This window comes from Planktothrix prolifica NIVA-CYA 540 (assembly GCF_963864145.1).
GTDB lineage: Bacteria > Cyanobacteriota > Cyanobacteriia > Cyanobacteriales > Microcoleaceae > Planktothrix > Planktothrix agardhii.
On the sequence record NZ_CAWLTW010000001.1, the window covers coordinates 543663 to 567632 of the forward strand.

At 40.1% G+C, this 23970-nt stretch carries 25 protein-coding genes, 1 tRNA gene and 1 pseudogene; 17 read left to right on the forward strand and 10 right to left on the reverse strand.

Annotated features, from left to right (window positions below):
- The first annotated feature begins 3 nt into the window (after nucleotides 1-3).
- Entirely contained in the window at nucleotides 4-579 is a 576-nt protein-coding gene (locus tag AC559H_RS02410; RefSeq protein ID WP_026787315.1) for a Uma2 family endonuclease, read from the forward strand.
- Here the strand turns inward: AC559H_RS02410 and AC559H_RS02415 are convergent.
- On the reverse strand, nucleotides 560-2986 hold the full coding sequence (locus AC559H_RS02415; protein ID WP_051319580.1) for an ATP-binding protein: 2427 nt from the start codon (nucleotides 2984-2986) through the stop codon (nucleotides 560-562). The two genes, AC559H_RS02410 and AC559H_RS02415, sit on opposite strands and share 20 nt — an antisense overlap.
- A gap of 185 nt (nucleotides 2987-3171) precedes the next feature.
- On the opposite strand from AC559H_RS02415, the gene prfC reads away from it, so the two are divergent.
- On the forward strand, nucleotides 3172-4821 hold the full coding sequence (gene prfC / locus AC559H_RS02420; RefSeq protein WP_036832238.1) for a peptide chain release factor 3: 1650 nt from the start codon (nucleotides 3172-3174) through the stop codon (nucleotides 4819-4821).
- A 197-nt stretch (nucleotides 4822-5018) separates the two neighbouring features.
- On the opposite strand, the gene aqpZ is transcribed toward prfC, so the two are convergent.
- Together aqpZ and AC559H_RS02430 are read right to left on the reverse strand one after the other, a co-directional pair.
- Complete coding sequence (gene aqpZ, locus AC559H_RS02425) at nucleotides 5019-5768, reverse strand: aquaporin Z (RefSeq protein ID WP_026793563.1); 750 nt, start codon at nucleotides 5766-5768, stop codon at nucleotides 5019-5021.
- A 336-nt stretch (nucleotides 5769-6104) separates the two neighbouring features.
- Nucleotides 6105-7667: a B12-binding domain-containing radical SAM protein gene (locus tag AC559H_RS02430; protein ID WP_026793562.1), complete on the reverse strand. Its 1563-nt coding sequence runs from the start codon at nucleotides 7665-7667 to the stop codon at nucleotides 6105-6107.
- Between the two features lie 295 nt (nucleotides 7668-7962).
- Here AC559H_RS02430 and AC559H_RS02435 point away from each other — a divergent pair, with 295 nt between their 5' ends.
- From AC559H_RS02435 to psbA, 6 genes are all read left to right on the forward strand, one after another.
- On the forward strand, nucleotides 7963-8424 hold the full coding sequence (locus AC559H_RS02435) for a peroxiredoxin (RefSeq protein ID WP_026787319.1): 462 nt from the start codon (nucleotides 7963-7965) through the stop codon (nucleotides 8422-8424).
- Between the two features lie 28 nt (nucleotides 8425-8452).
- On the forward strand, nucleotides 8453-9580 hold the full coding sequence (locus AC559H_RS02440) for an AbrB family transcriptional regulator (RefSeq protein ID WP_026798427.1): 1128 nt from the start codon (nucleotides 8453-8455) through the stop codon (nucleotides 9578-9580).
- A 148-nt stretch (nucleotides 9581-9728) separates the two neighbouring features.
- The gene (locus AC559H_RS02445; protein ID WP_026793561.1) at nucleotides 9729-10541 is read left to right on the forward strand and encodes a Uma2 family endonuclease; all 813 of its coding nucleotides are present in this window, start codon (nucleotides 9729-9731) and stop codon (nucleotides 10539-10541) included.
- Nucleotides 10542-10621: 80 nt separating this feature from the next.
- On the forward strand, nucleotides 10622-11047 hold the full coding sequence (locus tag AC559H_RS02450; protein ID WP_026787322.1) for a tetratricopeptide repeat protein: 426 nt from the start codon (nucleotides 10622-10624) through the stop codon (nucleotides 11045-11047).
- A gap of 8 nt (nucleotides 11048-11055) precedes the next feature.
- The gene (locus tag AC559H_RS02455) at nucleotides 11056-11178 is read left to right on the forward strand and encodes a hypothetical protein (RefSeq protein WP_267879835.1); all 123 of its coding nucleotides are present in this window, start codon (nucleotides 11056-11058) and stop codon (nucleotides 11176-11178) included.
- 277 nt (nucleotides 11179-11455) lie between these two features.
- Complete coding sequence (gene psbA / locus AC559H_RS02460) at nucleotides 11456-12538, forward strand: photosystem II q(b) protein (protein ID WP_026787323.1); 1083 nt, start codon at nucleotides 11456-11458, stop codon at nucleotides 12536-12538.
- A 180-nt stretch (nucleotides 12539-12718) separates the two neighbouring features.
- Here the strand turns inward: psbA and AC559H_RS02465 are convergent, their stop codons facing one another.
- Entirely contained in the window at nucleotides 12719-13135 is a 417-nt protein-coding gene (locus AC559H_RS02465; protein ID WP_043937162.1) for a hypothetical protein, read from the reverse strand.
- Nucleotides 13136-13259: 124 nt separating this feature from the next.
- On the opposite strand from AC559H_RS02465, the gene purS reads away from it, so the two are divergent.
- Together purS and purQ are read left to right on the forward strand one after the other, a co-directional pair.
- Nucleotides 13260-13532 carry a phosphoribosylformylglycinamidine synthase subunit PurS gene (gene purS / locus AC559H_RS02470; RefSeq protein WP_026787325.1) on the forward strand — a complete coding sequence of 91 codons (273 nt, stop codon included), beginning with the start codon at nucleotides 13260-13262 and terminating at the stop codon, nucleotides 13530-13532.
- Nucleotides 13533-13622: 90 nt separating this feature from the next.
- The gene (purQ, locus tag AC559H_RS02475; protein ID WP_026793560.1) at nucleotides 13623-14300 is read left to right on the forward strand and encodes a phosphoribosylformylglycinamidine synthase subunit PurQ; all 678 of its coding nucleotides are present in this window, start codon (nucleotides 13623-13625) and stop codon (nucleotides 14298-14300) included.
- Nucleotides 14301-14378: 78 nt separating this feature from the next.
- Here the strand turns inward: purQ and AC559H_RS02480 are convergent, their stop codons facing one another.
- The 4 genes from AC559H_RS02480 to moaC are packed head-to-tail and all read right to left on the reverse strand — an operon-like array spanning nucleotide 14379 to nucleotide 16307.
- The gene (locus AC559H_RS02480; protein WP_026793559.1) at nucleotides 14379-15077 is read right to left on the reverse strand and encodes a glutathione binding-like protein; all 699 of its coding nucleotides are present in this window, start codon (nucleotides 15075-15077) and stop codon (nucleotides 14379-14381) included.
- A gap of 60 nt (nucleotides 15078-15137) precedes the next feature.
- Nucleotides 15138-15443: a DUF3181 family protein gene (locus tag AC559H_RS02485; RefSeq protein ID WP_071782520.1), complete on the reverse strand. Its 306-nt coding sequence runs from the start codon at nucleotides 15441-15443 to the stop codon at nucleotides 15138-15140.
- A gap of 51 nt (nucleotides 15444-15494) precedes the next feature.
- The gene (locus AC559H_RS02490) at nucleotides 15495-15749 is read right to left on the reverse strand and encodes a 2TM domain-containing protein (protein ID WP_026793558.1); all 255 of its coding nucleotides are present in this window, start codon (nucleotides 15747-15749) and stop codon (nucleotides 15495-15497) included.
- Between the two features lie 39 nt (nucleotides 15750-15788).
- Nucleotides 15789-16307 carry a cyclic pyranopterin monophosphate synthase MoaC gene (gene moaC / locus AC559H_RS02495; RefSeq protein WP_026793557.1) on the reverse strand — a complete coding sequence of 173 codons (519 nt, stop codon included), beginning with the start codon at nucleotides 16305-16307 and terminating at the stop codon, nucleotides 15789-15791.
- A 74-nt stretch (nucleotides 16308-16381) separates the two neighbouring features.
- Between moaC and AC559H_RS02500 the strand changes: the two genes are divergently transcribed.
- A tRNA-Arg gene (locus AC559H_RS02500) sits at nucleotides 16382-16455 on the forward strand.
- A 337-nt stretch (nucleotides 16456-16792) separates the two neighbouring features.
- Here the strand turns inward: AC559H_RS02500 and AC559H_RS02505 are convergent.
- Nucleotides 16793-17140 carry an ISAs1 family transposase gene (locus AC559H_RS02505; RefSeq protein ID WP_272944316.1) on the reverse strand — a complete coding sequence of 116 codons (348 nt, stop codon included), beginning with the start codon at nucleotides 17138-17140 and terminating at the stop codon, nucleotides 16793-16795.
- 33 nt (nucleotides 17141-17173) lie between these two features.
- Between AC559H_RS02505 and AC559H_RS02510 the strand changes: the two are divergent.
- A pseudogene (locus AC559H_RS02510) lies at nucleotides 17174-17476 on the forward strand (transposase family protein); the annotation flags it as partial.
- A gap of 113 nt (nucleotides 17477-17589) precedes the next feature.
- Here the strand turns inward: AC559H_RS02510 and AC559H_RS02515 are convergent.
- The gene (locus AC559H_RS02515) at nucleotides 17590-18387 is read right to left on the reverse strand and encodes a DUF3153 domain-containing protein (RefSeq protein ID WP_043937168.1); all 798 of its coding nucleotides are present in this window, start codon (nucleotides 18385-18387) and stop codon (nucleotides 17590-17592) included.
- Between the two features lie 288 nt (nucleotides 18388-18675).
- On the opposite strand from AC559H_RS02515, the gene AC559H_RS02520 reads away from it, so the two are divergent.
- From AC559H_RS02520 to AC559H_RS02540, 5 genes are all read left to right on the forward strand, one after another.
- Nucleotides 18676-18999 (forward strand): DUF1825 family protein, encoded by a 324-nt coding sequence (locus AC559H_RS02520; protein ID WP_026787331.1) that lies wholly within the window; start codon nucleotides 18676-18678, stop codon nucleotides 18997-18999.
- Nucleotides 19000-19116: 117 nt separating this feature from the next.
- A complete protein-coding gene (gene lepA / locus AC559H_RS02525; RefSeq protein ID WP_026787332.1) occupies nucleotides 19117-20931 on the forward strand; it encodes a translation elongation factor 4 in 1815 nt (604 codons plus the stop codon).
- Between the two features lie 180 nt (nucleotides 20932-21111).
- Nucleotides 21112-21297 carry a type II toxin-antitoxin system HicB family antitoxin gene (locus tag AC559H_RS02530; RefSeq protein ID WP_026787333.1) on the forward strand — a complete coding sequence of 62 codons (186 nt, stop codon included), beginning with the start codon at nucleotides 21112-21114 and terminating at the stop codon, nucleotides 21295-21297.
- Between the two features lie 283 nt (nucleotides 21298-21580).
- A complete protein-coding gene (locus AC559H_RS02535) occupies nucleotides 21581-22513 on the forward strand; it encodes a UDP-glucuronic acid decarboxylase family protein (RefSeq protein WP_026787336.1) in 933 nt (310 codons plus the stop codon).
- A gap of 84 nt (nucleotides 22514-22597) precedes the next feature.
- The gene (locus AC559H_RS02540; protein WP_026793555.1) at nucleotides 22598-23965 is read left to right on the forward strand and encodes a UDP-glucose dehydrogenase family protein; all 1368 of its coding nucleotides are present in this window, start codon (nucleotides 22598-22600) and stop codon (nucleotides 23963-23965) included.
- Nucleotides 23966-23970: the final 5 nt, after the last annotated feature.

Sequence of the window (23970 nt, forward strand, 5' to 3'; positions counted from 1 at the left end):
ATCATGATTGCCAATCTTCAAGATTCTCAAAAAATGACAGCAGAAGAATACCTAAAATGGGAAGCCACACAGGAAATGCGCCATGAATATGTCGATGGTGATATTGTGGCGATGACCGGGGGTAGTATTCCTCACACCAAGATTTACCTCAACTTATACAGGAGTTTGTACCCCCATCTAGGTCATAGAGGTTGTGAATCTTATGTATCCGATGTGAAAGTTCAAGCTAGTAAAAATAGTCGTTATTTCTATCCTGATTTAGTTGTTACTTGCGACCCCGAAGATTTAAAATCTCGTGAGTTTATTCAAAACCCTAAAGTTATTGTTGAAGTTCTTTCTCCAAGTACAGCAAATTATGATCGCATTGAGAAATTTAAGTATTATCGTCAGATTCCCAGTTTACAAGAATATGTGTTAATTGATTCAGAATCCATGTCTGTTGAGGTTTATCAGAGAGGGGAAGGTAAAATGTGGCGTTATTATGAATACACAAATGGAGATGCGATCGCATTACAAAGCATAGAATTTGAATGCCCGATTGAGCTTTTATATGAAGGAATTAGCTTTGATCAAGAGTAAGATTTTTGTGTTGTTGAATAGGAATCTCAATTGTAAATTCCGATCCGTTTTTAACTTGAGAAGAACACTTTAACTGACCTAGATGTCTTTCTACTACAATTTGATAGCTGATGGCTAATCCTAAGCCAGTTCCTTTCCCTACAGGTTTTGTGGTAAAAAACGGATCAAATAATTTATTTTTAACGGTTTCCGTCATCCCCATTCCATTATCAGCAATAATGATTAAAACCTGATTATTCTGAATGACTTCTGTAGTAATCGTAATGGTAGGTTTCCAACAATTCAATGAATTAAACCCGATATCATCTTCAGGATATAACTCTACATCATTAGAATTAAGATGAGAAATAATTTGTTGATTTTGTTCTACAATTCGCTCCTGAATAGCATCAATAGCATTAGTGAGTAAATTCATAAAGACTTGATTAATCTGACCTGCATAACAATGGACTAAGGGCAATTCCCCATAGTTTTTGATCACCTGAATTTTTTGTCTTTCTCCAGTTTCTGATAAGCGATTTTGTAAAATCAATAATGTATTTTCCAAGCCCTCATGTAAATTAACTTGTTTGACATCTGCTTCATCTAAACGCGAAAAATTTCTTAGGGATAAAACAATTTGTTGAATCCGACTCGCCCCGACTTTCATTGAAATTAATAATTTCGGAAAATCTTGTTGCAAAAAATCTATATCTACGGTTTCAATCATTTCTTGAATATCAGAAACGGGATCGGGATAACGCTCCCGATATAGGGCTACTAAATTTAATAAATCATCCAGATATTGGGCAGCATAATCAACATTTCCATAAATAAAATTAATGGGATTATTGATTTCATGGGCAACTCCTGCCACTAACTGACCTAAAGAAGACATCTTTTCCGTTTGAATTAAATGGGCTTGAGTTTGTCGTAATTTATTTAAAGTCGCTTCTAATTCTAGGGTTTGAGCTCTAGCTAAAGTCGCCGCTTCCCTGGTTTGGTTATAGAGTTGGGCTTGATTAATTGCGATCGCCACTTGCGCCGTCACAGACTGTAATAATTCGACTTCAGAATCACTCCAGCAACGGGTTTCTTGATGATTTCCACAAACTAAAACCCCGATTTCTCCCATTTGGGTTTGGATGGGGAGAGACAGCACAGAAACAAATCCAAACTGGAGTAAACATGATTTTTCTTGAGAATCAGGAAGATTACTAACATAATCAATTCGTCCTATGTTTAAATTCAAATATTGCTCCGACCAAATGCCTACTTCTTCTAAATAATATTGACCAACAATATCTGGAAAAGCCGGATCTTTAGCTTCAATAGCAATTTCCCAATAGGCCCCACTTGAATAAGGTTGAGATGGATTTTTACTATCTAAATTAAATTTAGTTTCTTCCCGTCGATACCAACAAAAATAGCATCGATCAACCTTCATTAATTCCCAAACCTGTAAAACTGTTGTTTCTAAAATTGTCTTTAAATCTAAGGAATTGCGGATTTGATTAGCTAAATGATTCATTAGTTTTTCCTGTTGAGCTAATTGTCGAAATCGAGTTTCAGATTCTGCTAATAATTCTTCCGCTAATTTCCGCTCTGTAATATCCTCGTATGTTCCTAATATTCCTACCACATTTCCCTCAGAATCATGAAAGGGAATTTTATTGGTTTCTATCCAACATTGTTTGCCATTTGCTTGTAATTGAGTTTCGATAATCCGATAACGAGGGGTATTCGTTTCCATAATCTCTTGATCAACTTGTCGATAAAATTCAGCTTGATCCAAAGTCCAACTGAAATCATAATCTGTTTTACCAATAATATCTTCAGGAGACTTTAATCCCACATCCAAAGCTAATTGTAAATTACACCCTAGAAAAACGGAATTTCGATTCTTCCAAAAAACTCTCTGAGGGATCGTATTCATAATTAATTGCAGCATTTGTTGGGATTCTTTTAGAGCTTTCTCGGTTTTTTCTTGACCATTTATATCAATAATTATGCCAATATATCGCGTAACTTTTTCTAATTTATCGGGATTTCTAAGTTTTAAAAGTTTGGGGACTAAAGGAATAATTGTACAGGCTGTAACAACAGAAATGATAGCCGGGATAGTCTTCAGTCCTTCCGATAACCAATACACAGGATACCAAAGGGTTAAAATCGCCATCAAATGATTGATTCCAAAGGCAAAAATAAATATACTAAACAGGATAAAAATACTGGAGTAGGATGAATTTTGACGCTGACGAACAAAGTAAATGAATGAAATAGGAATCGCAAAATAAACCAGTGCAATCACCAAATCTGAGACAAGATGAAGCGCGATTAATTGAGATTGCCAAAAATCCCAGGAATTAGGAGACATCAATAAAGCCATTGCAACCATTTGTTGTAAAATTATCCAGGTGAAAGTCATAACCGTTGATAAATTTTTTTATCAAAGAAAAAACACAATAAAAAATTGAATTAAACTACAAAAATAACGCAATTATTGATTAATAAACACTCCAAAAGTATAGGTTGATTATATAGCATTGAGCAAAAATCTACTTTAGCCTCTATAATTATAAGTTTGATCACAAATTCCAGATTTAGGCTCTCATGACTACAGAAATTCAAACCGAAATTCAAACCGAAATTCAAGCGGAGGTTGAGCGACGTCGCAATTTTGCAATTATTTCTCACCCTGATGCTGGAAAAACCACCCTGACAGAAAAATTACTCCTCTACGGAGGTGCCATTCACGAAGCAGGTGCTGTTAAAGTACGGAAGGCTCAACGTCATGCTACCTCAGACTGGATGGCAATGGAACAACAACGGGGAATTTCGATTACCTCAACGGTTTTGCAGTTCGAGTATAACAACTGTCAAATTAATCTGCTAGATACACCCGGACACCAAGATTTTAGTGAAGATACCTACCGCACTTTAGCCGCAGCCGATAACGCGGTGATGTTAGAAGATGCCGCCAAGGGTTTAGAGCCGCAAACTCGCAAACTTTTTGAAGTCTGCAAACTGCGAGGTCTGCCTATTTTTACTTTTATTAATAAAATGGATCGTCCGGGTCAAGAACCCTTAGAATTACTTGATGAAATTGAAAAAGAATTAGGGTTAAAAACCTATCCCATAAATTGGCCAATTGGTACGGGCGATCGCTTTCAAGGAGTATTTGATCGTCGCAAACAAAAAATTCATTTATTTGAACGTACCGCCCATGGCAGTCGAGAAGCTTTAGATCGGGTTTTTGATTTAGATGATCCTAGAATTAATGAATTATTAGATCCGGATCTTTATCATCAATTAAAAGAAGAATTAGAACTACTTGAACACGCGGGTTCGGAATTTGATCTGGATTTAGTTCATGCTGGAAAAATGACCCCGGTTTTCTTCGGCAGTGCCATGACTAATTTTGGGGTTCAATTATTCTTAGATTCCTTCTTAGATTATGCTTTAAAACCCGGTTCCCATCTGAGTACCTTGGGGGATATGGAACCCGAATATCCTGAGTTTACGGGCTTTGTATTTAAACTACAAGCTAATATGGATGCCAAACACCGAGATCGGGTGGCTTTTGTGCGAGTTTGTACAGGAAAATTTGAAAAAGATATGACGGTAAATCATGCCCGCACGGGAAAAGTTGTCCGTCTTTCCCGTCCGCAAAAATTATTTGCTCAGGAAAGACAATCAATTGAAACTGCCTATCCTGGGGATGTAATTGGATTAAATAATCCTGGGGTTTTTGCCATTGGGGATACAATTTATATGGGCAAAAAATTAGAATATGAAGGGATTCCCTGTTTTACCCCGGAGTTATTTGCCTATTTAAAAAATCCTAATCCTTCTAAGTTTAAACAGTTCCATAAAGGGGTTTTGGAATTGCGAGAAGAAGGAGCGGTACAAATTATGTTTTCCATTGATGAAGCTAAACGTGATCCGATTTTGGCGGCGGTCGGTCAACTTCAATTTGAGGTAGTTCAGTTTAGATTGCAAAATGAATATGGGGCCGAAACTCTATTAGAACCTCTACCCTATAGTGTGGCTCGTTGGGTAACAGGAGGTTGGGAAGTTTTAAATAAAGTTGGACGAATTTTTAACGCTGCGGTGGTTAAAGATAGTTGGGATCGTCCGGTTTTACTATTTAAAAATGAATGGAATTGTCGTCAAGCTGAATCCGATCATCCTGAGTTAAAACTGACTTCTATTGCTCCGGTAGTTTCAATTCAACCGCTTGAATCGGGAGAGGAAGAATAAGGGCTAAATATTGATCCTTGATTAATTTTCTCCGTCTGTTTGGAGTCAGTAGGTGGTCAAAAATAAACGCATACTTGTTGTTGCGCTTGCTGCGCACCACTTAATTGCGCTTAAGCGCAACAACGGGCTTTTTGACCACCTACTTACAGAAGAAAGTATTAAACACAAAACGAGGATTAATTTAGAGTTTTGATTGATTAAGAATTGGGATCAGATGGGGATTCACCAAATAAGGAATTATAGGTGAACCCGGCGGCAATTCCTCCCAAAATAGGGGCGAACCAAAACAACCATAATTGCTGAATTGCCCAACCGCCAACAAATAATGCTGGGCCAGTGCTACGGGCTGGATTTACAGATACATTGGTGACTGGAATTCCGATTAGGTGAATTAAGGTTAATCCCAAACCAATAGCAATCGGGGCAAATCCTTGAGGTGCGCGACTATCGGTTGATCCCATAATCACCATCAAGAACATAAATGTCAACACAAATTCACCCAGCAGAGCGGAAACGAGATTGTAACCGCCGGGAGAATGTTCGCCATATCCATTGGTGGCAAAGGGGTTAGAACCACCTTTAAAAGCCACTGCATCAAATCCGGCTTTCCCACTGACAATTAAATAAAGCACTAAGGATGCTACAATTGCCCCGGCAACTTGAGATCCAATATAAAGGGCTAAATCTTTACCTCCAGAGAAGCGTTTACCCGCCCATAATCCAAAGGAAACCGCCGGATTGAGATGGCAACCGGAAATATGACCTATGGCATAGGCCATGGTTAAAACGGTTAAACCAAAAGCTAATGCAACCCCGGCAAATCCAATCCCAAGGGGGTTAGTAGTTCCATCGGGAAATGCGGCGGCAAAAACAGCAGATCCACACCCTCCAAAAACTAGCCAAAATGTTCCCATGAACTCGGCAAGACACTTCTTAGTCAATGGCATTATTAAACCTCTTGAGAATGCACTTGAATTTAACTATCAGTTTTAATCCTGATGAGTTTCAGTTGAAACTTACCATAAAATTGATCAATTTTGGTGTCATATCTAGCAAATTCAGAAAAATTAATAAAATCTTAAATAAATTATTAAGAAATTATAAAAAATATTATTTTTGTATAAATATCATTTATTATTCCATGTCTTTAAAATAAATTTATCAATAACCAGGGGATGGGTAAGCATTAGTGTGAAATTAAGCTGAAATCTCTCCTGTAGAGATGTTGCATGGAACGTCTCTACAGGGCGTTAATGGCCGCACCCTACGGGTTAATGATTGAATTATGCGGGAATTTTGGTGGGAAGTTGGGCTTTTTGGGCTTGATATTCTGCCAACTGTTGTTCAATTTCAGTTTTAACAATTTGGCGATATTCTAAGAAATGTTCGTTATGGGCGCATAGGGTTAAATACTGCCCGCAGACGGCGGGATTATGTTTGATAATACTAAACAAATATCCCCAGAATTTCCAGCGAGTTTGGCGTTTAATTCCCTGTCGCCAAATTACAGTTGTTAAGGCTTTTAAATCAATCCAACTGGGGAATTTACCTGGGGGATTACATTTGGGCGCACCCAACTTCAAGAAACAGCGATAGGTGCGTTCTAAATAACGTTCGGGATCATATAATTGCCAGAAGGTTTCAATATATTCTTGGGCAATTTCTTCAACGGGACGGGTAGGAACAAAGTTAATTAATGTGGTTTGGTTAATATCAAACTTTTTAGGATTAATTAACCGTCCTTCCTTCTCTAAACGATGCCATAAAGCGGTATTGGGTAAGGCTTGTAACATACTAAATAAAGCCGTGGGAATCGCAGATTTTTCGACAAATTCAATAATTCGATATCCCGCCCCGGGTTTTTCCCCATCAAATCCTAGAATAAATCCCGCCATTGGACGTAAGCCAGTGCGGATAATTTTATCAACGGCTTCTAATAACGGACTGCGGTTATTTTGATATTTTTTGGTCATTTCTAAACTACTGGTATCTGGGGTTTCAATTCCCAAGAAAACCGCATCAAAGTTACATTCCACCATCGATTCCATTAATTCACCATCATCGGCTAAATCTATGGAGGCTTCTGTATTAAATCGGAAAGGATATTGATGTTCCGCTTGCCAGATTTTTAGAGCTTTTAACAGTAATTTCACATTCCGTTTATTCCCGATAAAATTATCATCCACCATGAATATTGATCGTCGCCATCCCAATTCATAAAGATAGTCTAATTCCTTTAATAATTGTTCTGGAGTTTTAGTGCGGGGTTTGCGACCATACAGCACAATAATGTCGCAAAATTCACATTGAAACGGACATCCACGGGAGAATTGTACCGACATAGAATCATAAGCATCTAATTCTAATAAATCGTAACGGGGAATAGGAGTTGAGGTGACACTGGGTTTTTCTTCTGTGCGGAATACCCCGGAAGTTTCACCTTTTTCCAGGGCTTCGACAAACATGGGTAGGGTAATTTCCCCTTCATCTAAAATCAGAAAATCTGCCCCGGAACTTTCAATTTCATGGGGGACAGAAGTGGGATAGGGGCCACCAACTCCAACTAATTTTCCGCGTTTTTTGGCTTCTTGAATTTGAGCAATAAAATCGGATTTCTGCACAATCATTCCCGAAAGGATGACTAATTCTGCCCATTCCCATTCGGCTTCGGTGACAGCCGTAATATTCCGATCAACTAATTTGAATTGCCAGTTTTGAGGCAAAATTGCAGCCACCGTAATTAATCCCAAGGGCGGTAATAATACTTTGCGATCAACTAATTCTAGGATTTTTTCATACGACCAAAATGTAGACGGAAATTGAGGATAAATTAATAATGTTTTCATGGGAAAAATGGTAATTTGGGGTTAATATTATTTTAGAGAATTCGTTAAATAGTACAAATGAATTTTTCACCCATAATTTTTCACCCAGCGATTGAAATCGCGGCTACACAAACTAAGTCCGCCTGCGCGGACTAATTAACAGATTAACATAATGTTCTCTGATTTTATCTTCAACCCGCGCAGGCGGGTTTGGGTTGTGTAGCCACGATTTCAATCGCTGGATCTCTGGATCTCATTGTTGGCGCTATGATACAAATGTTAACATTTCACCAAATCATACAGGGTTATTACCAATATGGCCGTTAAAGTAGGAGATATGGCTCCTGATTTCACCTTAACTTCGCAAACGGGCGAATTAGTGAGTATCGAAGACTTTCAGGGAAAAAAATCCGTTGTCCTCTACTTCTATCCCAAGGATGATACTCCTGGCTGTACCGCCGAAGCCTGCGCTTTTCGAGATGCTTATCAAGTCTTTACAGATGCGGGGGCCGAAGTAATTGGGATTAGTTCAGACACGGCCCAATCTCATCAACAGTTTGCCACAAAATACAATCTTCCATTTATTTTGTTGAGCGATACCGGGAATAAAGTTCGTCAACTCTATGGTGTTCCAGCAACGATGTGGGTGCTCCCGGGTCGCGTTACCTATGTAATTGATAGGGAGGGTGTGGTGCGACATCTATTTGATTCTATGCTGGATTTTGGGCGTCACGTTGATGAGGCTTTAACGACTCTTAAATCGATTCCAAAGCCATAGAATTTTAATCAAAAATCGCCTCTATTCAATGAATATAAACTATCAAAATACCCTCACCCACTGGAGGCAAGAGTTATCTCAAACTTTGCCCCAACTTGCCCATCTTCTACCTCTATTTATGTTAGCTGTGGGCGTTGGTTATCTATTCAATTGGTTGCAGGTTCCCGTTGCTTGGCTGATTGGCCCAATGGTGGCGGGGATTATTTATGCGGTGTTTCATGGGAAACCTCAGCCCCTACCCCCGATCTTTTTTATTGTCGGTCAAGCTATTGTGGCGATTTCTACAGCTACGGGCTTTTCACTTAATACTATCGGTTTAATGGGAACTTACGCCTTTCCCCTGATGCTCTGTATTTTGGTGACCGGGGGGATGAGTATTTTGAATGGTTATTTTTTAGGGCGCTGGGGCGGAATTGACCGGGCGACAGGGTTTCTCAGTTGTGTTCCTGGGGCGAGTTACAGTTTAATTGCCATGAGTGAGGAAATGGGGGCCGATGCGATCGCCGTTGCTCTGTTACAATATCTGCGGATTCTATTAGTAGCATTAATTGTTCCTGCCCTCGTCGGGTTCTGGTTTGCGGGGGATGTGGCTATTGGGTCTGTGGTATCTACTTCCCTTGACACTTCACCTGCTTTACCAATGTTTTACAACCTAGCAATTCTGGGAGGTTGTGCGGCATTAGGAATCGTTTTTGGGGAAAAGTTGCGTTTACCTTCAGCCTTGTTTTTGGGGCCGTTTCTGGTTAGTTTAATTGTTTTTTGGACAGTTCCATATTCAATTAAAATGCCTCCTTTGCTATTTACTATTGGGCTATTATTTGTCGGGTTTTCTGTTGGTTTAAAGTTTGACTGGCAGAATGCCAAAAAACTTTGGAAGGCTGTTTTAATTGAAATTGTTTTAGTTCTGATCTTAATTTTATTCTGTTTGGGTGCAGGTTATATTTTCCATCAAATTACCCAAGTTGATACCATGACGGCGATATTAGGTTCCACACCCGGAGGAATTACAGCAATGATCGCAACGGTAATTCAACTCGGAGGAGATGCCGGAATTGTATTAGCTATGCAAATGACTCGAATGTTATTGATATTATTAATTAGTCCTTGGTTTGCGAATGTATTAATTAAAAGTCAAAAACAATCTAAACCAACCTAGATGTTGGGCTTTAGCACTCCTAAAAAGAGCGCTGAAGCGCAACAACAAACTGTTTGATTGTAAATTTAATAGTTACTACCCACACTATCGGTATTTGACTGTGATATAATATCCTAAAAATCATTAATCTATTGATTAATTGAGAGCCATGTCACTATCACAAGAAATAATCCCCTTTGGGTTAATATTACCTCCTACCCAAGACGAACTACCCTGCGACGATGGAGTCCCCATGGAAACCCAACGCCATAAAATGCAAATGGATTTACTGATTGATCAGTTAATTCCTTGGTTAGAAACGCGAGAAGATGGTTATGTTGGGGGCAATATGTTCCTCTATTTTAGTTTAGACCAAGTGCGGAATCAAGACTTCAAAGGCCCTGATTTTTTTGCCGTATTAGGAGTTCCCAAAAAAGAGCGAAAAAGTTGGGTCGTTTGGGAAGAAGGAAAAGCCCCCGATGTGATCATTGAACTATTATCACAAAGTACCGCCCAAGAAGATAAAACTAACAAAAAAATCATCTATCAAAATCAAGTTCGGGTTCCTGAATATTTCTGGTTTGACCCCTTTAAGCCCGATGATTTGGCAGGATTTATCTTAATTAATGGCAGTTATCAACCAATTTTTCCCGATCAATTTAATCGGTTATTCAGTCAACAATTAGGCTTATCATTAGTCCGATGGTCAGGGGTTTATAAAACCGTTGAAACGGTATGGTTAAGATGGGCAACTTCAGAAGGTGAAATTCTGCCGACACCCGATGAATTATCCGCACAAAAAGCTGAACAAGCCCAACTTCAAGCTGAACAAGCCCAACTTCAAGCTGAACAAGCCCAACTTCAAGCCGAACAAGCTCAACGCCAAGCCGAACAAGCTCAACAACGTTCCCAGGAGTTAGAAACCTTACTCAACCGCTACCGTCAACAGTTTGGCGAATTACCCGAACTCAGTTCTGATTAGTTTTGAGATCACATTGGGTATTCTGAAAATAGGTACGATTAAAAAGCCAACTAATTGAAAATAAGAGGAAGGTATAAGCAATGAATCCCGCCGAGAAGCAATCATTAGAAAAACAATATGGATCAGAGCGTATCCGTAAAATGGAACGCTTTAAACAGGTACAAAGAGTGATTATGATCCTATCAATGCTGTCTTTTTTTGGAACGAGTATATTTGGATTAGGAAAAGTGTTTAAAAGTGGATTTGAAAAAAAACCTGAAGCGACTCAAACCACAGAACAACAATCTGCAAGTGCTTTATTACAAAAGCAAGAAAAAGGCTACGAAATTGTATTAAAACGGGAACCCAATAACCCCACAGCATTGGAAGGCTTAGTGAATGTTCGCCTACAACAAAATAATATTCAAGGAGCAATTGAACCCTTAGAAAAGTTGGTGAAATTATATCCTAATCGGCAGGATTATCAAAATTCATTAACTCAATTAAAACAGCAAAATAAAAAATAAATCCAGTTATGAAACATTTAGACTACTGGATAAAACAGCAAAAGTTAGAAGATCAAATTAGAACAGAACAAGCCAGAACAGAAGTTCAAGGAAAATTCAATGAAAACTCTGATAAGCTGTTGTTTATTTAGACTGTGATTATAGCATTACCTTTGTTTTTAAGTTTACGTCCCCATTTATATAGATAACTCTCCTTCATTTGAAAATCGCTTTCTATGCAAAAGCTCCATAATCCAGAAACGGCAAAAATTTTCGGAGAGTGACAGAAAAGCGATAACATTAATAAAACTTATAGCTTATATGCAAAACTCTGATGTTAAAATACTTTACAAACCGTAACAAAGCCGTTAATGTAGTAGACATAGATACCAAACGTACCTCGACAAATACATAGCAATCATAACCAACATGACAACCACGATTCAGCAGCGCGAAAGCGCCTCCATCTGGGAACGGTTCTGTAACTGGGTGACATCCACCAACAACCGGATTTATATCGGTTGGTTCGGAGTCCTGATGATCCCCACCTTATTAACCGCCACCATCTGCTACATCGTCGCCTTCGTCGCGGCTCCCCCCGTAGACATCGATGGCATCCGTGAACCCGTAGCTGGTTCGCTGTTATACGGAAACAACATCATCTCCGGTGCAGTTGTTCCTTCCTCTAACGCCATCGGTTTACACTTCTACCCCATTTGGGAAGCAGCCAGCTTAGATGAGTGGCTGTACAACGGAGGCCCTTACCAGTTAGTGATTTTCCACTTCCTGATTGGGATTCTGTGCTACATGGGACGGGAATGGGAACTCTCCTACCGTTTAGGTATGCGTCCTTGGATCTGCGTCGCCTACTCTGCACCAGTTGCAGCAGCAGCCGCCGTGTTCCTGATCTACCCCATCGGTCAAGGTTCATTCTCTGATGGTATGCCTTTAGGTATCTCTGGAACCTTCAACTTCATGTTAGTGTTCCAAGCCGAACACAACATCTTAATGCACCCCTTCCATATGTTAGGAGTTGCTGGAGTCTTTGGTGGTAGTTTATTCTCCGCCATGCACGGTTCTTTAGTTACCTCTTCCTTAGTTCGTGAAACCACCGAAACCGAGTCACAAAACTACGGTTACAAATTCGGTCAAGAAGAAGAAACCTACAACATCGTTGCAGCCCACGGTTACTTTGGTCGTTTAATCTTCCAATATGCCAGCTTCAACAACAGCCGTAGCTTACACTTCCTGTTAGGCGCATGGCCTGTCATCGGAATTTGGTTCACCGCTTTAGGTGTGTCCACCATGGCATTCAACCTGAACGGTTTCAACTTCAACCAGTCAATCATCGACTCTACCGGTCGCGTGATCAATACCTGGGCTGATGTGTTAAACCGCGCTAACCTGGGTATGGAAGTAATGCACGAGCGCAACGCTCACAACTTCCCCTTAGACTTAGCTTCTGGTGAATCTGCTCCTGTGGCTTTGATTGCTCCTCAAATCAATGGTTAATTTTTAACCTAAATAATACAAAAGACGCTCTCCGAAAGGGGGGCGTTTTTTGGTGTTTAATATTTATTAGTAAACTATTCGGACTAACAAGCGCTGTATAGTATGAGTTTGGTGACTTCGCAGGGGATATTTAACAGCTTTGTTAATCTAAATCAGAGCAATTTTTTCGGAACTAAACTCTTATTTTTGATCGGAAATTGATATCCGATAAGGGTTTTGACCCTGTTGACGATCGCCAATATAGATGTTGTAATTACCGGGTGTTCCGTAACCTGAATATTGTAAAACACCGCTATTGGCAGAACCTTCGGGTAACATACAATAACGTCCGGTGGGGCCATCAATTAATAAAGTCGGTGAACCCGATGTGGTAGCCATAATTCGCCAATAGGGTAAATCTTCGGTAATCTGAATAACGTGGTTTGGGGTTTGAGCAATAAACCCACAGTCCTGACTATTCACAGGCCCACCAGAGCTTCCTGAGAGGGAAAGAGAACCTCCTGGGCTGATTTGTTGACGGTCGGCCCAAGCGTTGGGTGCAAAGGCTAAAAACAGGCTGAAAACCCATCCCATCAAGGTTAAATGGCGTAATTTCATTTTAAGTTTCTCCTACAGTTAATGCACTCCATTCAAACCATACAGACGGAAAATTAGACTTACAGGTTCGTTTTTTCAATCTTTGAGGGATAATCAATACTGTGCCATTAGAGTAGGGATTGTTGTGACCCATCACTACCAAGCTAGAATTTATATTACCCTCCGTCCTTCTGTTCTTGATCCTCAAGGCGTGGCGGTGAGATCTGGGATTCAACATCTGGGATATGACAATGTTGAACAGGTGCGGATTGGTAAATATATTGAAATGACGCTTTCAGCAACGGATGAAACGGAAGCAAAAACTCAACTTGACCGAATTTGCGATCAAGTGTTAGCAAATCCGGTGATTGAAACCTATAGATTTGATCTAACGGAAGTTGCGGCCGTTACTTGTTAATTTGATGAACAGTTGAGTTGATCAAAGATAAGGTTAAATATATTTTTTGATCAACTCCTTTCTATTACTAATTTACTACATAAATACACTATGAAATTTGGGATTATTGTGTTTCCGGGTTCTAATTGCGATCGAGATGTGGCTTGGGTGACTCAAGGATTATTGGGACAACCGACCCGGATGATTTGGCATGAAGATACGGATTTATCGGATATTGATGTAGTGGTAATTCCGGGGGGTTTTAGTTACGGGGATTATTTGCGCTGTGGGGCGATCGCCCGTTTTTCTCCAATCATGCGGTCAACAATTGAACACGCCAACCAAGGGAAATTTGTTCTAGGAATTTGTAACGGATTTCAGGTATTAACTGAAGCCGGATTATTACCCGGAGCATTAGTTAGAAATCGGGATTTACATTTTATTTGTGAGTCGATTCCTTTGACGGTAATTAATAGTAATATTCCCTGGACTTCTGAATATGAAGTGGGGGAAGTAATTAATTTACCCATTGCCCACGGGGAAGGCTGTTATTATGCTGATGAAAAAACCCTAGAAGAATTAGAAGCAAATCATCAAGTTTTATTCCGTTATGGAACTGATAAAACCCCGAAACCCGAAGAAAATCCCAACGGATCTTTGAATAATATTGCGGGAATTTGTAACCCTCAAGGTAACGTTCTCGGAATGATGCCCCACCCAGAACGTGCTTCCGATCCCATGTTAGGAAATACCGATGGAATTAAACTGTTTAAAACCCTATTGCGTTAGTTAATAATGGCATTTTCCACTCGTTCAAAAACCGGGTATCTTAAACTTCAGAACCCGGTATTTCTGCTTTACTAAATCCTAATTTTCAAGGGTTTTTGTACTTTGACCAAAGAGGATTTTTTTAGCTTCATCAGTCATTTTTGTACCGGAAGCATAGGCTTTTCCTTTTTCGTAAGCCCGCACTACTGCTGGACGGGACTTAATCCGATTAAACCAATCTTTTAAGTGGGGAAAATCCTCTAAATTTTGCTGTTGTTGTTCAAAGGGAACAATCCAAGGATAACAAGCTATATCTGCAATTGAGTATTCTCCCGCAATATAGTTTTTTCCGGCCAATTGACGATTCAAAACCCCATATAAACGATTGGTTTCTTTGACATAACGCTCAATCGCATAGGGAATTTTTTCCGGTGCATACTGAACAAAATGATGGTTTTGTCCTGCCATCGGCCCTAATCCTCCGACTTGCCAGAATAGCCATTCTAAAACCGTTTTGCGATCGCGCCAATTCTCAGGGAAAAACTGTCCGGTTTTTTCGGCTAAATAAATTAAAATTGCCCCGGATTCAAAGATAGATAAAGGTTCACCGCCATCCACCGGATCGAAGTCAATAATGGCAGGCATTCGATTATTAGGCGCGATTTTGAGAAATTCCGGTTTGAACTGATCCCCCGTGCCAATATTAATCGGAATAATTTGATAGTCTAATCCAGTTTCTTCCAAAAATATCGGGATTTTGTGACCGTTGGGAGTCGGCCAATAGTAAAGTTCAATCATACTGATAATAGTTGGAGATAATGGAAATTTGATGGAGGCGTGAACGCCTCACTACAAAATTTATAGGTCTTCTTGGAAGTCTTTTAAAATTTTTACCAAGTCTTGAATTCCTGTATTGGGAATTAAATTTACTAAGGATGTCGTCTGTTTTCCTCCCCCTAAAGTTACAGAAATTTTTTGTAAGACCTGTTGAACATCACTTTCACTAAAATCTCCCTGATCTAAAAGGGGACAAAGTTGTTCGGCTAATTGTGTATGCAAATGGGCATTGGCTAAATACAGATGCCATTTGGCAATATCAATATAGATATTTTCTCCAATTTCAGAGGCTAATTTTTCCAGGTTTCTTGTATCTAAAACAGACATAATTAAACTCCTAAATTATTGAGGGTTAACGATGAATCGTTAACCTAAATTTTATTGATTGGGCGTGACGGGAGAATAGTCGGCGATCGCAAAAATATAAAGACCATGAAGGGCGATCGCAGATAACCAAACCAGGGTAAATGGGGTTAACCAAGACCAATCGGTTGATTGTAGATTATGGAAAAACCATAAACCGGAATTAATCGGGGCAAAAATAGCAACATGGATGGCAAAATTCATCCGATCATCCAAACGGCGATAGTCTGGATCTTTCCGATCAGGTTGACGGGGCCAACGAGGAGGCATAGACAATAATTTCCCAAGCTTTTCTATTCCATTTTAGGCTTAACTGGGATTGACTTCTATCTGTTGTTGGTAGTCCTCCGATTTTCCCCCGGTTTTACTCACCAGACGAATTTCCTCAATCACAATGGATTTTTCCAAGGCTTTAGCCATGTCATAGAGGGTCAAAGCCGCCACGGAAACGGCCGTTAATGCCTCCATTTCTACCCCGGTTTCCGCTTTGGTCAAAACTTCCGCCCGAATCTGATACCCGGGTAATTTGGGATCGGGCAGAATTTGGACATCAATTTTGCTTAAGGGCAAGGGATGACATAGGGGAATTAACTGGGCTGTTTGTTTGGCAGCCATGATTCCGGCCAGTTTCGCCGTCCCTAAAACATCCCCTTTCGGTGCGTTTCCGGCTTCGATAGCGGCAAAGGTGGCCTTTAACATTCGGACTTGTCCCCCGGCGATCGCCTCGCGACGAGTTGCTACCTTCCCCGACACATCTACCATCCTCGCTTCCCCGGTTTCATCCAGGTGGGAAAGGCGATCGGGGGGATCTGAAAAAATGTTTGCCATTTTGGAAAAATGTGTTATGCTAATAAAGCAGTCAAAAAAATCTAATTTTTGAGATTGTTGTGCTGAACTGACGGGGGCTTGTAGCTCAGTGGACTAGAGCACGTGGCTACGGACCACGGTGTCGGGGGTTCGAATCCCTCCTAGCCCGTTAGATTATTTATCTGGTTTCAGGGTGAGTTAGGGTTTTTGACGCTAACTTTACCCTGAAAGACTTTGATTTTAGCAGGGATCTGATCCCCCTAAATCCCCCAGGGCTGTTTCATGTTTGAAAATTATAGCCTACTTTTGGGTCATAATTCTCAAACATGATAGCTATTTTCCGAATAATTAATATTTTATATAATTGCTATATTAATATTAATTATAGGAGGTATTATCTAAGCAGCATAAATATTCTTATTCCCTACGGAGTAAGACTTACATTCCCGATTTTTATCTATTTTTCCTAAATTAATTGCTCTATTTTTTCATTTTTAACTTTCGGATTAAGAGATAGCCAGTAATTTATCCCAATGATTTCCTAACCACCTTCTTCCCTCTGTTATTGACCAAAATCCTAAACCTCTGAAAATATTCAATCCTAGGGTGTTGAGCAGTGCCCAATTAGTCGCTGCTTGTACTTGATGAATTTTCATACTATCCTCTTTAAATAACACATCTTTTACCCAATGAACTTGATTCTCAATCTCCCAATGCCCTTTAATCTTTTGGGAAAAAAAATCTGCCTTTTCCCAGATACTACTTATATAATAAACCGTTTCTTTATAAGACCAGGGCTGTTTCAAAGTCAGGTGAAAAAGAGTAAAGAAAGAGCGATCGCCACCTGATAAAATGGAGAGCGATCACCATTTTTTTCTAAAATAAAGATGCTAACAAGTTTAATAGAAAATTTAAAAGAAGTCAAGGATTTCCGAAAAAATCAGGGAAAAAGGTATAGTTTATGGGAAGTGCTATTAGTAGTAGTTTTAGGGGTGATGTCAGGGCATCAAGGATATCGAGAGATGGAATATTTTGTCAAAGCCAACGAAGTTATCCTGAAAAGAACATTCAATATCTATAGCCAAGGAATGCCATCTTATTCAACAATAAGGAGGGTGATGAGAGGAGTAGACGAGAAGGATTTAAGCAAAATAGTAAAAGAATGGTCAAGAGAGAATTCTCCTAAATTAACGTGCACGGGGAACAGGGAACAGCCCCCCCAAACCCCCCGTGCACGGCAGGGCTAGGGGAACAGCCCACCAAACCTCCCGTGAACGGGGGGCTAGGGGGGAGGGGACAGGGGTTAAATACGAGTGGGAATTGGGGACTGTCCGGCTTTGAATTTGGGGATAAAAGTATATTTGAGATAAATTCCTAAAGCCGTGATCAGGATAATTATAACTGTCCCCATTCCAATCGGACTGGGAACCCAGAAAATCGCTTCTAATTGATTAATTTCTCCGGGTTTAAGTGTCCAAATAACCTGTTTTCCATTCAGATCAACATTTAATAATAGAGGTGCTTCCGAGCCTTCAGGAATACCGATGGGATTAATCACAGTCGCACCCCAGGGAGTGTTTAAGACAAATTCTAATTCTAATAGGTTCCCCGAACTAATTAATACATTTTCCGAGGTAGAGAGTAGGGAAAGCGATCGCAAATCTAATTCTAAGTTGAGATAATTGCGTAAAGCAAAAAACCAATTATTTTGTTTAAGGTTTAAATTTGCAGAAAATTGAGGAATTTCGATATCGGGTTTTTTCTGGGATTTTTTATTGTTGAATTCAGCAGGATTAAAAAATTGATTAAATTTTGTCTCTAAATCCTGACCATTATTAAAAGGAATAGTAACTAATATTTCCTGTTGAGACAGTCGTTTGGTTTTTCCTTTTAACTGTTTAACCCGTTTTTCTAAACTAGATATCCATTCATCTACCACATCATGACTAAATTTAGTTAATTGTTCTCCTAATTGAATCTTTTGAACAATTTGACCATGGGTTTGATCCTGAAATGCCACTCCCACATCATACCTAACACAGCCACTCAACAGAAAAATGGCACAAAAAATAATACTGAGTTGTTTGATAATTTTGATCATGATTTTGTTCCTAGCCGTTAAAATTCAATTTAGTCCATTCTCCCGGTGTAGAAGAATTATTAAAGTCTATAATCACATTCTACTCTTGACACTAATACCAATTACCTTTCTTGACTCACTCCCTCAAAAAGCGACCTAAATAGGGTTGTCATCCTCTACCCTGGCTATCGGTACGGAAATTGCCACCTGTGGGAGTGTGAGTAACCCGCTCTCAAAAGGTTAAAATGGGGGAGAATCTTTCCAATCTATGAAACTCAAACCCCTACTAGCAAAAAAAATCGAGAAACTATGGGATTCTTTGATTCAGACATCGTACAACAAGAAGCTAAACAGCTATTTGAAGATTATCAATCTATGGTCAAACTGGGCAGTGATTATGGCAAGTTTGATCGGGCTGGAAAAAAACTCTATATTGAGCAAATGGAAGCGGTTATGGATCGTTACCGGATTTTCATGAAGCGGTTTGAACTTTCCGAGGATTTCATGGCCCAGATGACCGTTGAACAGTTACGCACCCAACTCGGTCAATTTGGGATTACCCCCGACCAAATGTTTGAACAGATGCACCGTACCCTAGAACGGATGAAGTCAGAATTAGAAAAACAGCCCTAATCCCCTCTATTTCCCTGAAAAAATCGGTGTCCTTGGGTTTATTTTGTTAAAATACATTAACTAGACCCTCGTTAGTTTAACGGGAGTCTCCCCTATTATGCCTGTGAATATCATTTTATGACTAACGTTCCTGTTTCTCGAATTCGTAATTTTTCTATTATTGCTCATATTGATCATGGGAAATCTACCCTGGCGGATCGACTTTTGGAGGCGACGGGTGCGGTTCAAAAACGGGAAATGAAGGAACAATTTCTTGACTCCATGGACTTAGAGCGAGAACGGGGAATTACGATTAAATTGCAAGCCGCCCGGATGAATTACAAAGCCGATGACGGTGAGGAATATGTATTAAATTTAATCGACACTCCGGGTCACGTTGACTTTTCTTATGAGGTGTCTAGGTCTTTAGCGGCTTGTGAAGGGGCGTTATTAGTTGTGGATGCGTCTCAAGGGGTAGAAGCTCAAACTTTAGCAAATGTTTATCTCGCCTTAGAAAATAACTTAGAAATTATTCCGGTTTTAAATAAGATTGATTTACCCGGAGCAGAACCAGAGAAAATCAAAAGTGAGATTGAAGAAATTATTGGGTTAGACTGTTCCGGGGCGGTGTTAGCTTCAGCGAAAGAAGGGGTGGGAATTCATGAAATTTTAGAGTCTATTGTCCGTTTAGTTCCACCTCCCCAGGATACGGTTGATCAGAAATTACGGGCGTTAATTTTTGATAGTTATTATGACAGTTATCGCGGGGTAGTTGTTTATTTTCGGGTGATGGATGGCAGGCTAAAAAAAGGCGATCGCGTCCACTTAATGGCTTCGGAAAAAGAATATGAAGTTGATGAAATTGGCGTATTATCTCCTACTCAAATCCCCGTTGATGAACTCCACGCGGGGGAAGTAGGATATTTTTCTGCTGCGATTAAAGCCGTTGAAGATGCCCGGGTTGGGGATACTATTACTTTAGCCAATCGTCAAGCCGAACAAGCTTTGCCCGGTTATACCGAAGCAAAACCGATGGTGTTTTGTGGGTTATTTCCCACGGATTCTGATGAATATCCTAATCTAAAAGAAGCCTTAGAAAAACTCAAATTAAACGACGCGGCGTTATCTTATGAACCAGAAACTTCTAGTGCCATGGGGTTCGGTTTCCGGTGTGGATTTTTAGGGTTACTGCACATGGAAATTGTGCAAGAACGTTTGGAAAGGGAATATGATTTAGACTTAATTGTGACTTCTCCTTCGGTGGTTTATCAAGTTACAACTCAAAAGGGAGAAGTGATGATGATCGATAACCCCAGTCGTTTACCTGAACCTAACCATCGGGAAAAAATAGAAGAACCCTATGTGCGGGTAGAAATGATTACTCCTGAAGCTTATGTGGGCAGTTTAATGGAGTTGGCCCAGGGTCGTCGGGGTGAATTTAAGGATATGCGATATTTAGCCCAGGGACGGACAACCTTAGTTTATGAAGTGCCTTTAGCGGAAGTAGTAACGGACTTTTTTGATCAGATGAAATCCCGTTCTCGTGGTTATGCAAGTATGGAATATCATATTATTGGATATCGAGAAAATGCCTTAGTTAAACTCGATATTATGATTAATAAAGATCCGATCGATTCTTTGGCGATGATTGTTCACCGAGATAAAGCCTATCATGTTGGACGGGCAATGGTGGAAAAACTTAAAGAATTGATTCCCCGTCATCAATTTAAAGTTCCTATTCAAGCCACAATTGGCTCTAAAGTTATTGCCAGTGAAAGTATTCCGGCGTTAAGAAAAGATGTGTTAGCCAAATGTTATGGGGGAGATATTAGTCGGAAGAAAAAACTCTTACAGAAGCAAGCCAAAGGTAAAAAACGGATGAAATCCTTGGGTTCTGTGGATGTTCCTCAAGAAGCATTTATGGCGGTATTACGGTTAAATCAAGAATCCTAAATTGTAGTAGAGACGTTAAATTTATTGTTGTAGAGACGTTAAATTTAACGTCTCTACAAAACTGTTCCGGTGTTCCCTCCCCCCTAGCCCCCCGTGCACGGGGGGTTTGGGGGGCTGTTCCGGTGTTCCCTGTTCCCTTTTAAGCCTAAATTTTAAACACAACTCAAATAGGATTGCTATATGTCATATAAAGTTAGTGTGATTATTGAAAAAGACGATGACGGTTATTATGCCTATGCTCATGAACTTCCAGGTTGTCAATCTCAGGGTGATTCATTTGATGAGATTAAAGTGAATATTCAGGAGGAAATTGAATTGTATTTAGAGACATTATTGGAGTCAGACAAAAGCCGTGTATTAAGCTGATAAATTTCGAGTTAATCCAGGTAGTGATATTTGACTAAGACTGTTAAGAAAAATTGCCAGTGATATTAATTTAACGGTACAATAAATCTTGAATATTCGCTAAAAATCTAAAATCGAGTAGGATAGATGTGGAACGGACAGCAACATATCAATGTTGTTGGGTATAGCTGGGGTGTATTCAAAGCCAAGTCTTAACTTTAAACTGATAGTGGATTCAGCTTACCTGCGATTGATTGTTGTCCATCCAAGTTTAACTCTCTACAATTTCTGAGTGAGTGTAAGCATGAGAATTTTAGTTACAGGTGGCGCGGGTTTTTTGGGTTCACACCTAATTGATCGCTTAATGGAACAGAGCCATGAAGTGATTTGTTTAGATAACTTTTTCACAGGGAGAAAACGAAATATCCTGAAATGGATTGGTAATCCCTATTTTGAACTGATCCGTCATGATATTACCGAACCAATTCGCTTAGAAGCCGATCAAATCTACCATTTAGCCTGTCCCGCCTCTCCCGTTCACTACCAATACAACCCGGTCAAAACCATCAAAACCAATGTATTGGGAACTATGAATATGTTGGGGTTAGCCAAACGGATCAAAGCCCGGTTTTTCCTCGCCTCCACCTCTGAAGTCTACGGAGATCCCGATGTTCACCCCCAAACGGAAGACTATCGAGGCAATGTCAACTGTATTGGAATTCGATCCTGTTACGACGAAGGAAAGCGGGTTGCAGAAACCTTAGCCTTTGACTATCATCGTCAAAATGGGGTAGATATTCGGGTGGTACGGATTTTTAATACCTATGGCCCCCGAATGTTAGAAAATGATGGGCGTGTGGTCAGTAACTTTATTGTCCAAGCCCTGCGAGGGATTCCTTTAACAGTTTATGGGGATGGTTCCCAAACCCGGAGTTTCTGTTATGTGTCAGACTTGGTAGAGGGATTTATCCGCTTGATGAATAGCGATCAGATTGGCCCTATTAATATCGGGAATCCAGGGGAATATACCATTTTGGAATTAGCCCAAAAAATTCAGAATCTGGTTAACCCAGATGTGGAAATTCAATTTAAACCTCTACCGGAGGATGATCCTAAACAGCGACAACCCGATATTACTCGTGCTAAAACCTATCTGAATTGGGAACCGACTATCCCACTGGATCAAGGATTAGAATTGACGGTGAAAGATTTTCGGGAACGCATCTACAACAGTTGAAAAGAGTCAAATCCTTGTTAACGATCAATCATTGAGCGTTAACAAGATTATTAATGTTTCGGTCAAAAAATTGAGGATAGATTTATGCGTGTTTGTGTGATTGGGACGGGATATGTGGGTTTAGTAACCGGAGTGTGTCTGGCACAGATCGGACATGATGTTATTTGTATTGATAATAATGAGGAAAAGGTCAAATTAATGAAGTCGGGACAGTCCCCGATTTATGAACCCGGACTGCCGGAATTAATGAAATCCTGTATGGAATCTGGGCGTCTGGATTTTTCTGCGGATTTAGCTGCGGGCGTGGAACATGGTGAGGTGTTATTTATCGCCGTAGGAACTCCTCCTTTACCAAGTGGAGAAAGTGATACTCGTTATGTCGAAGCGGTGGCGCGGGGGATTGGAGCGAACCTGACCACAGGTTATAAAGTGATTGTGAATAAATCCACTGTACCCATTGGTTCCGGGGACTGGGTGCGGATGATTGTTTTAGATGGTGTTTCCGAGCGACAAAAAGAAAAAGGGTCAGCAGGAACACCGATTGAAGCTGAATTTGATGTTGTTAGTAACCCGGAATTTTTACGCGAAGGTTCGGCGGTTTATGACACCTTTAATCCCGATCGAATTGTGTTAGGAAGTAATAGCAAAAAAGCCCTGGAGGTGATGCAGGAATTGTATGCACCTTTAGTATCGAGAAAACATTCTGATCATCCATCTTTACCCCCAGTTCCAATTGTGTTAACTGATCTAAGTTCAGCAGAAATGATTAAATATGCTGCTAACTCGTTCTTAGCAACTAAAATTAGCTTTATTAACGAAATTGCTAATATTTGCGATCGCGTCGGTGCGGATGTGACACAAGTAGCTCAAGGAATTGGCTTAGATTCTCGAATTGGCAGTAAGTTTTTGCAAGCCGGAATTGGTTGGGGGGGTTCCTGTTTTCCGAAAGATGTTTCGGCTTTAATTCATACCGCCGATGACTATAATTATGATGCCCAATTGTTAAAAGCGGCGGTGGAAGTTAATAACCGTCAGCGCACTATTGCCATTGACAAATTACAGCAAGTTCTGAAAATTCTCAAAGGCAAAACTGTGGGATTATTGGGGTTAACTTTTAAAGCTGATACGGACGATTTACGCGATGCTCCGGCTTTAGATATTATCCAAGAATTGAACCGTTTAGGGGCAAAAGTCAAAGCTTATGATCCGATTATTTCCCAAAGTGGAATGCGTCATGGGTTAACGGGAGTGATTGTTGAAACCGATCCTGAATTGTTAGCTGATGGCTGTGATGCGTTAATTTTAATTACGGACTGGACACAATTCCAAACTCTTGATTATGCAAAAATGGCGAAAAAAATGCACTCGGCATTTATGATTGATGGCCGGAATTTCTTAGACCGAAAACAATTAGAAGCCGCTGGTTTCCAATATGTCGGGATTGGACATTAATCCCT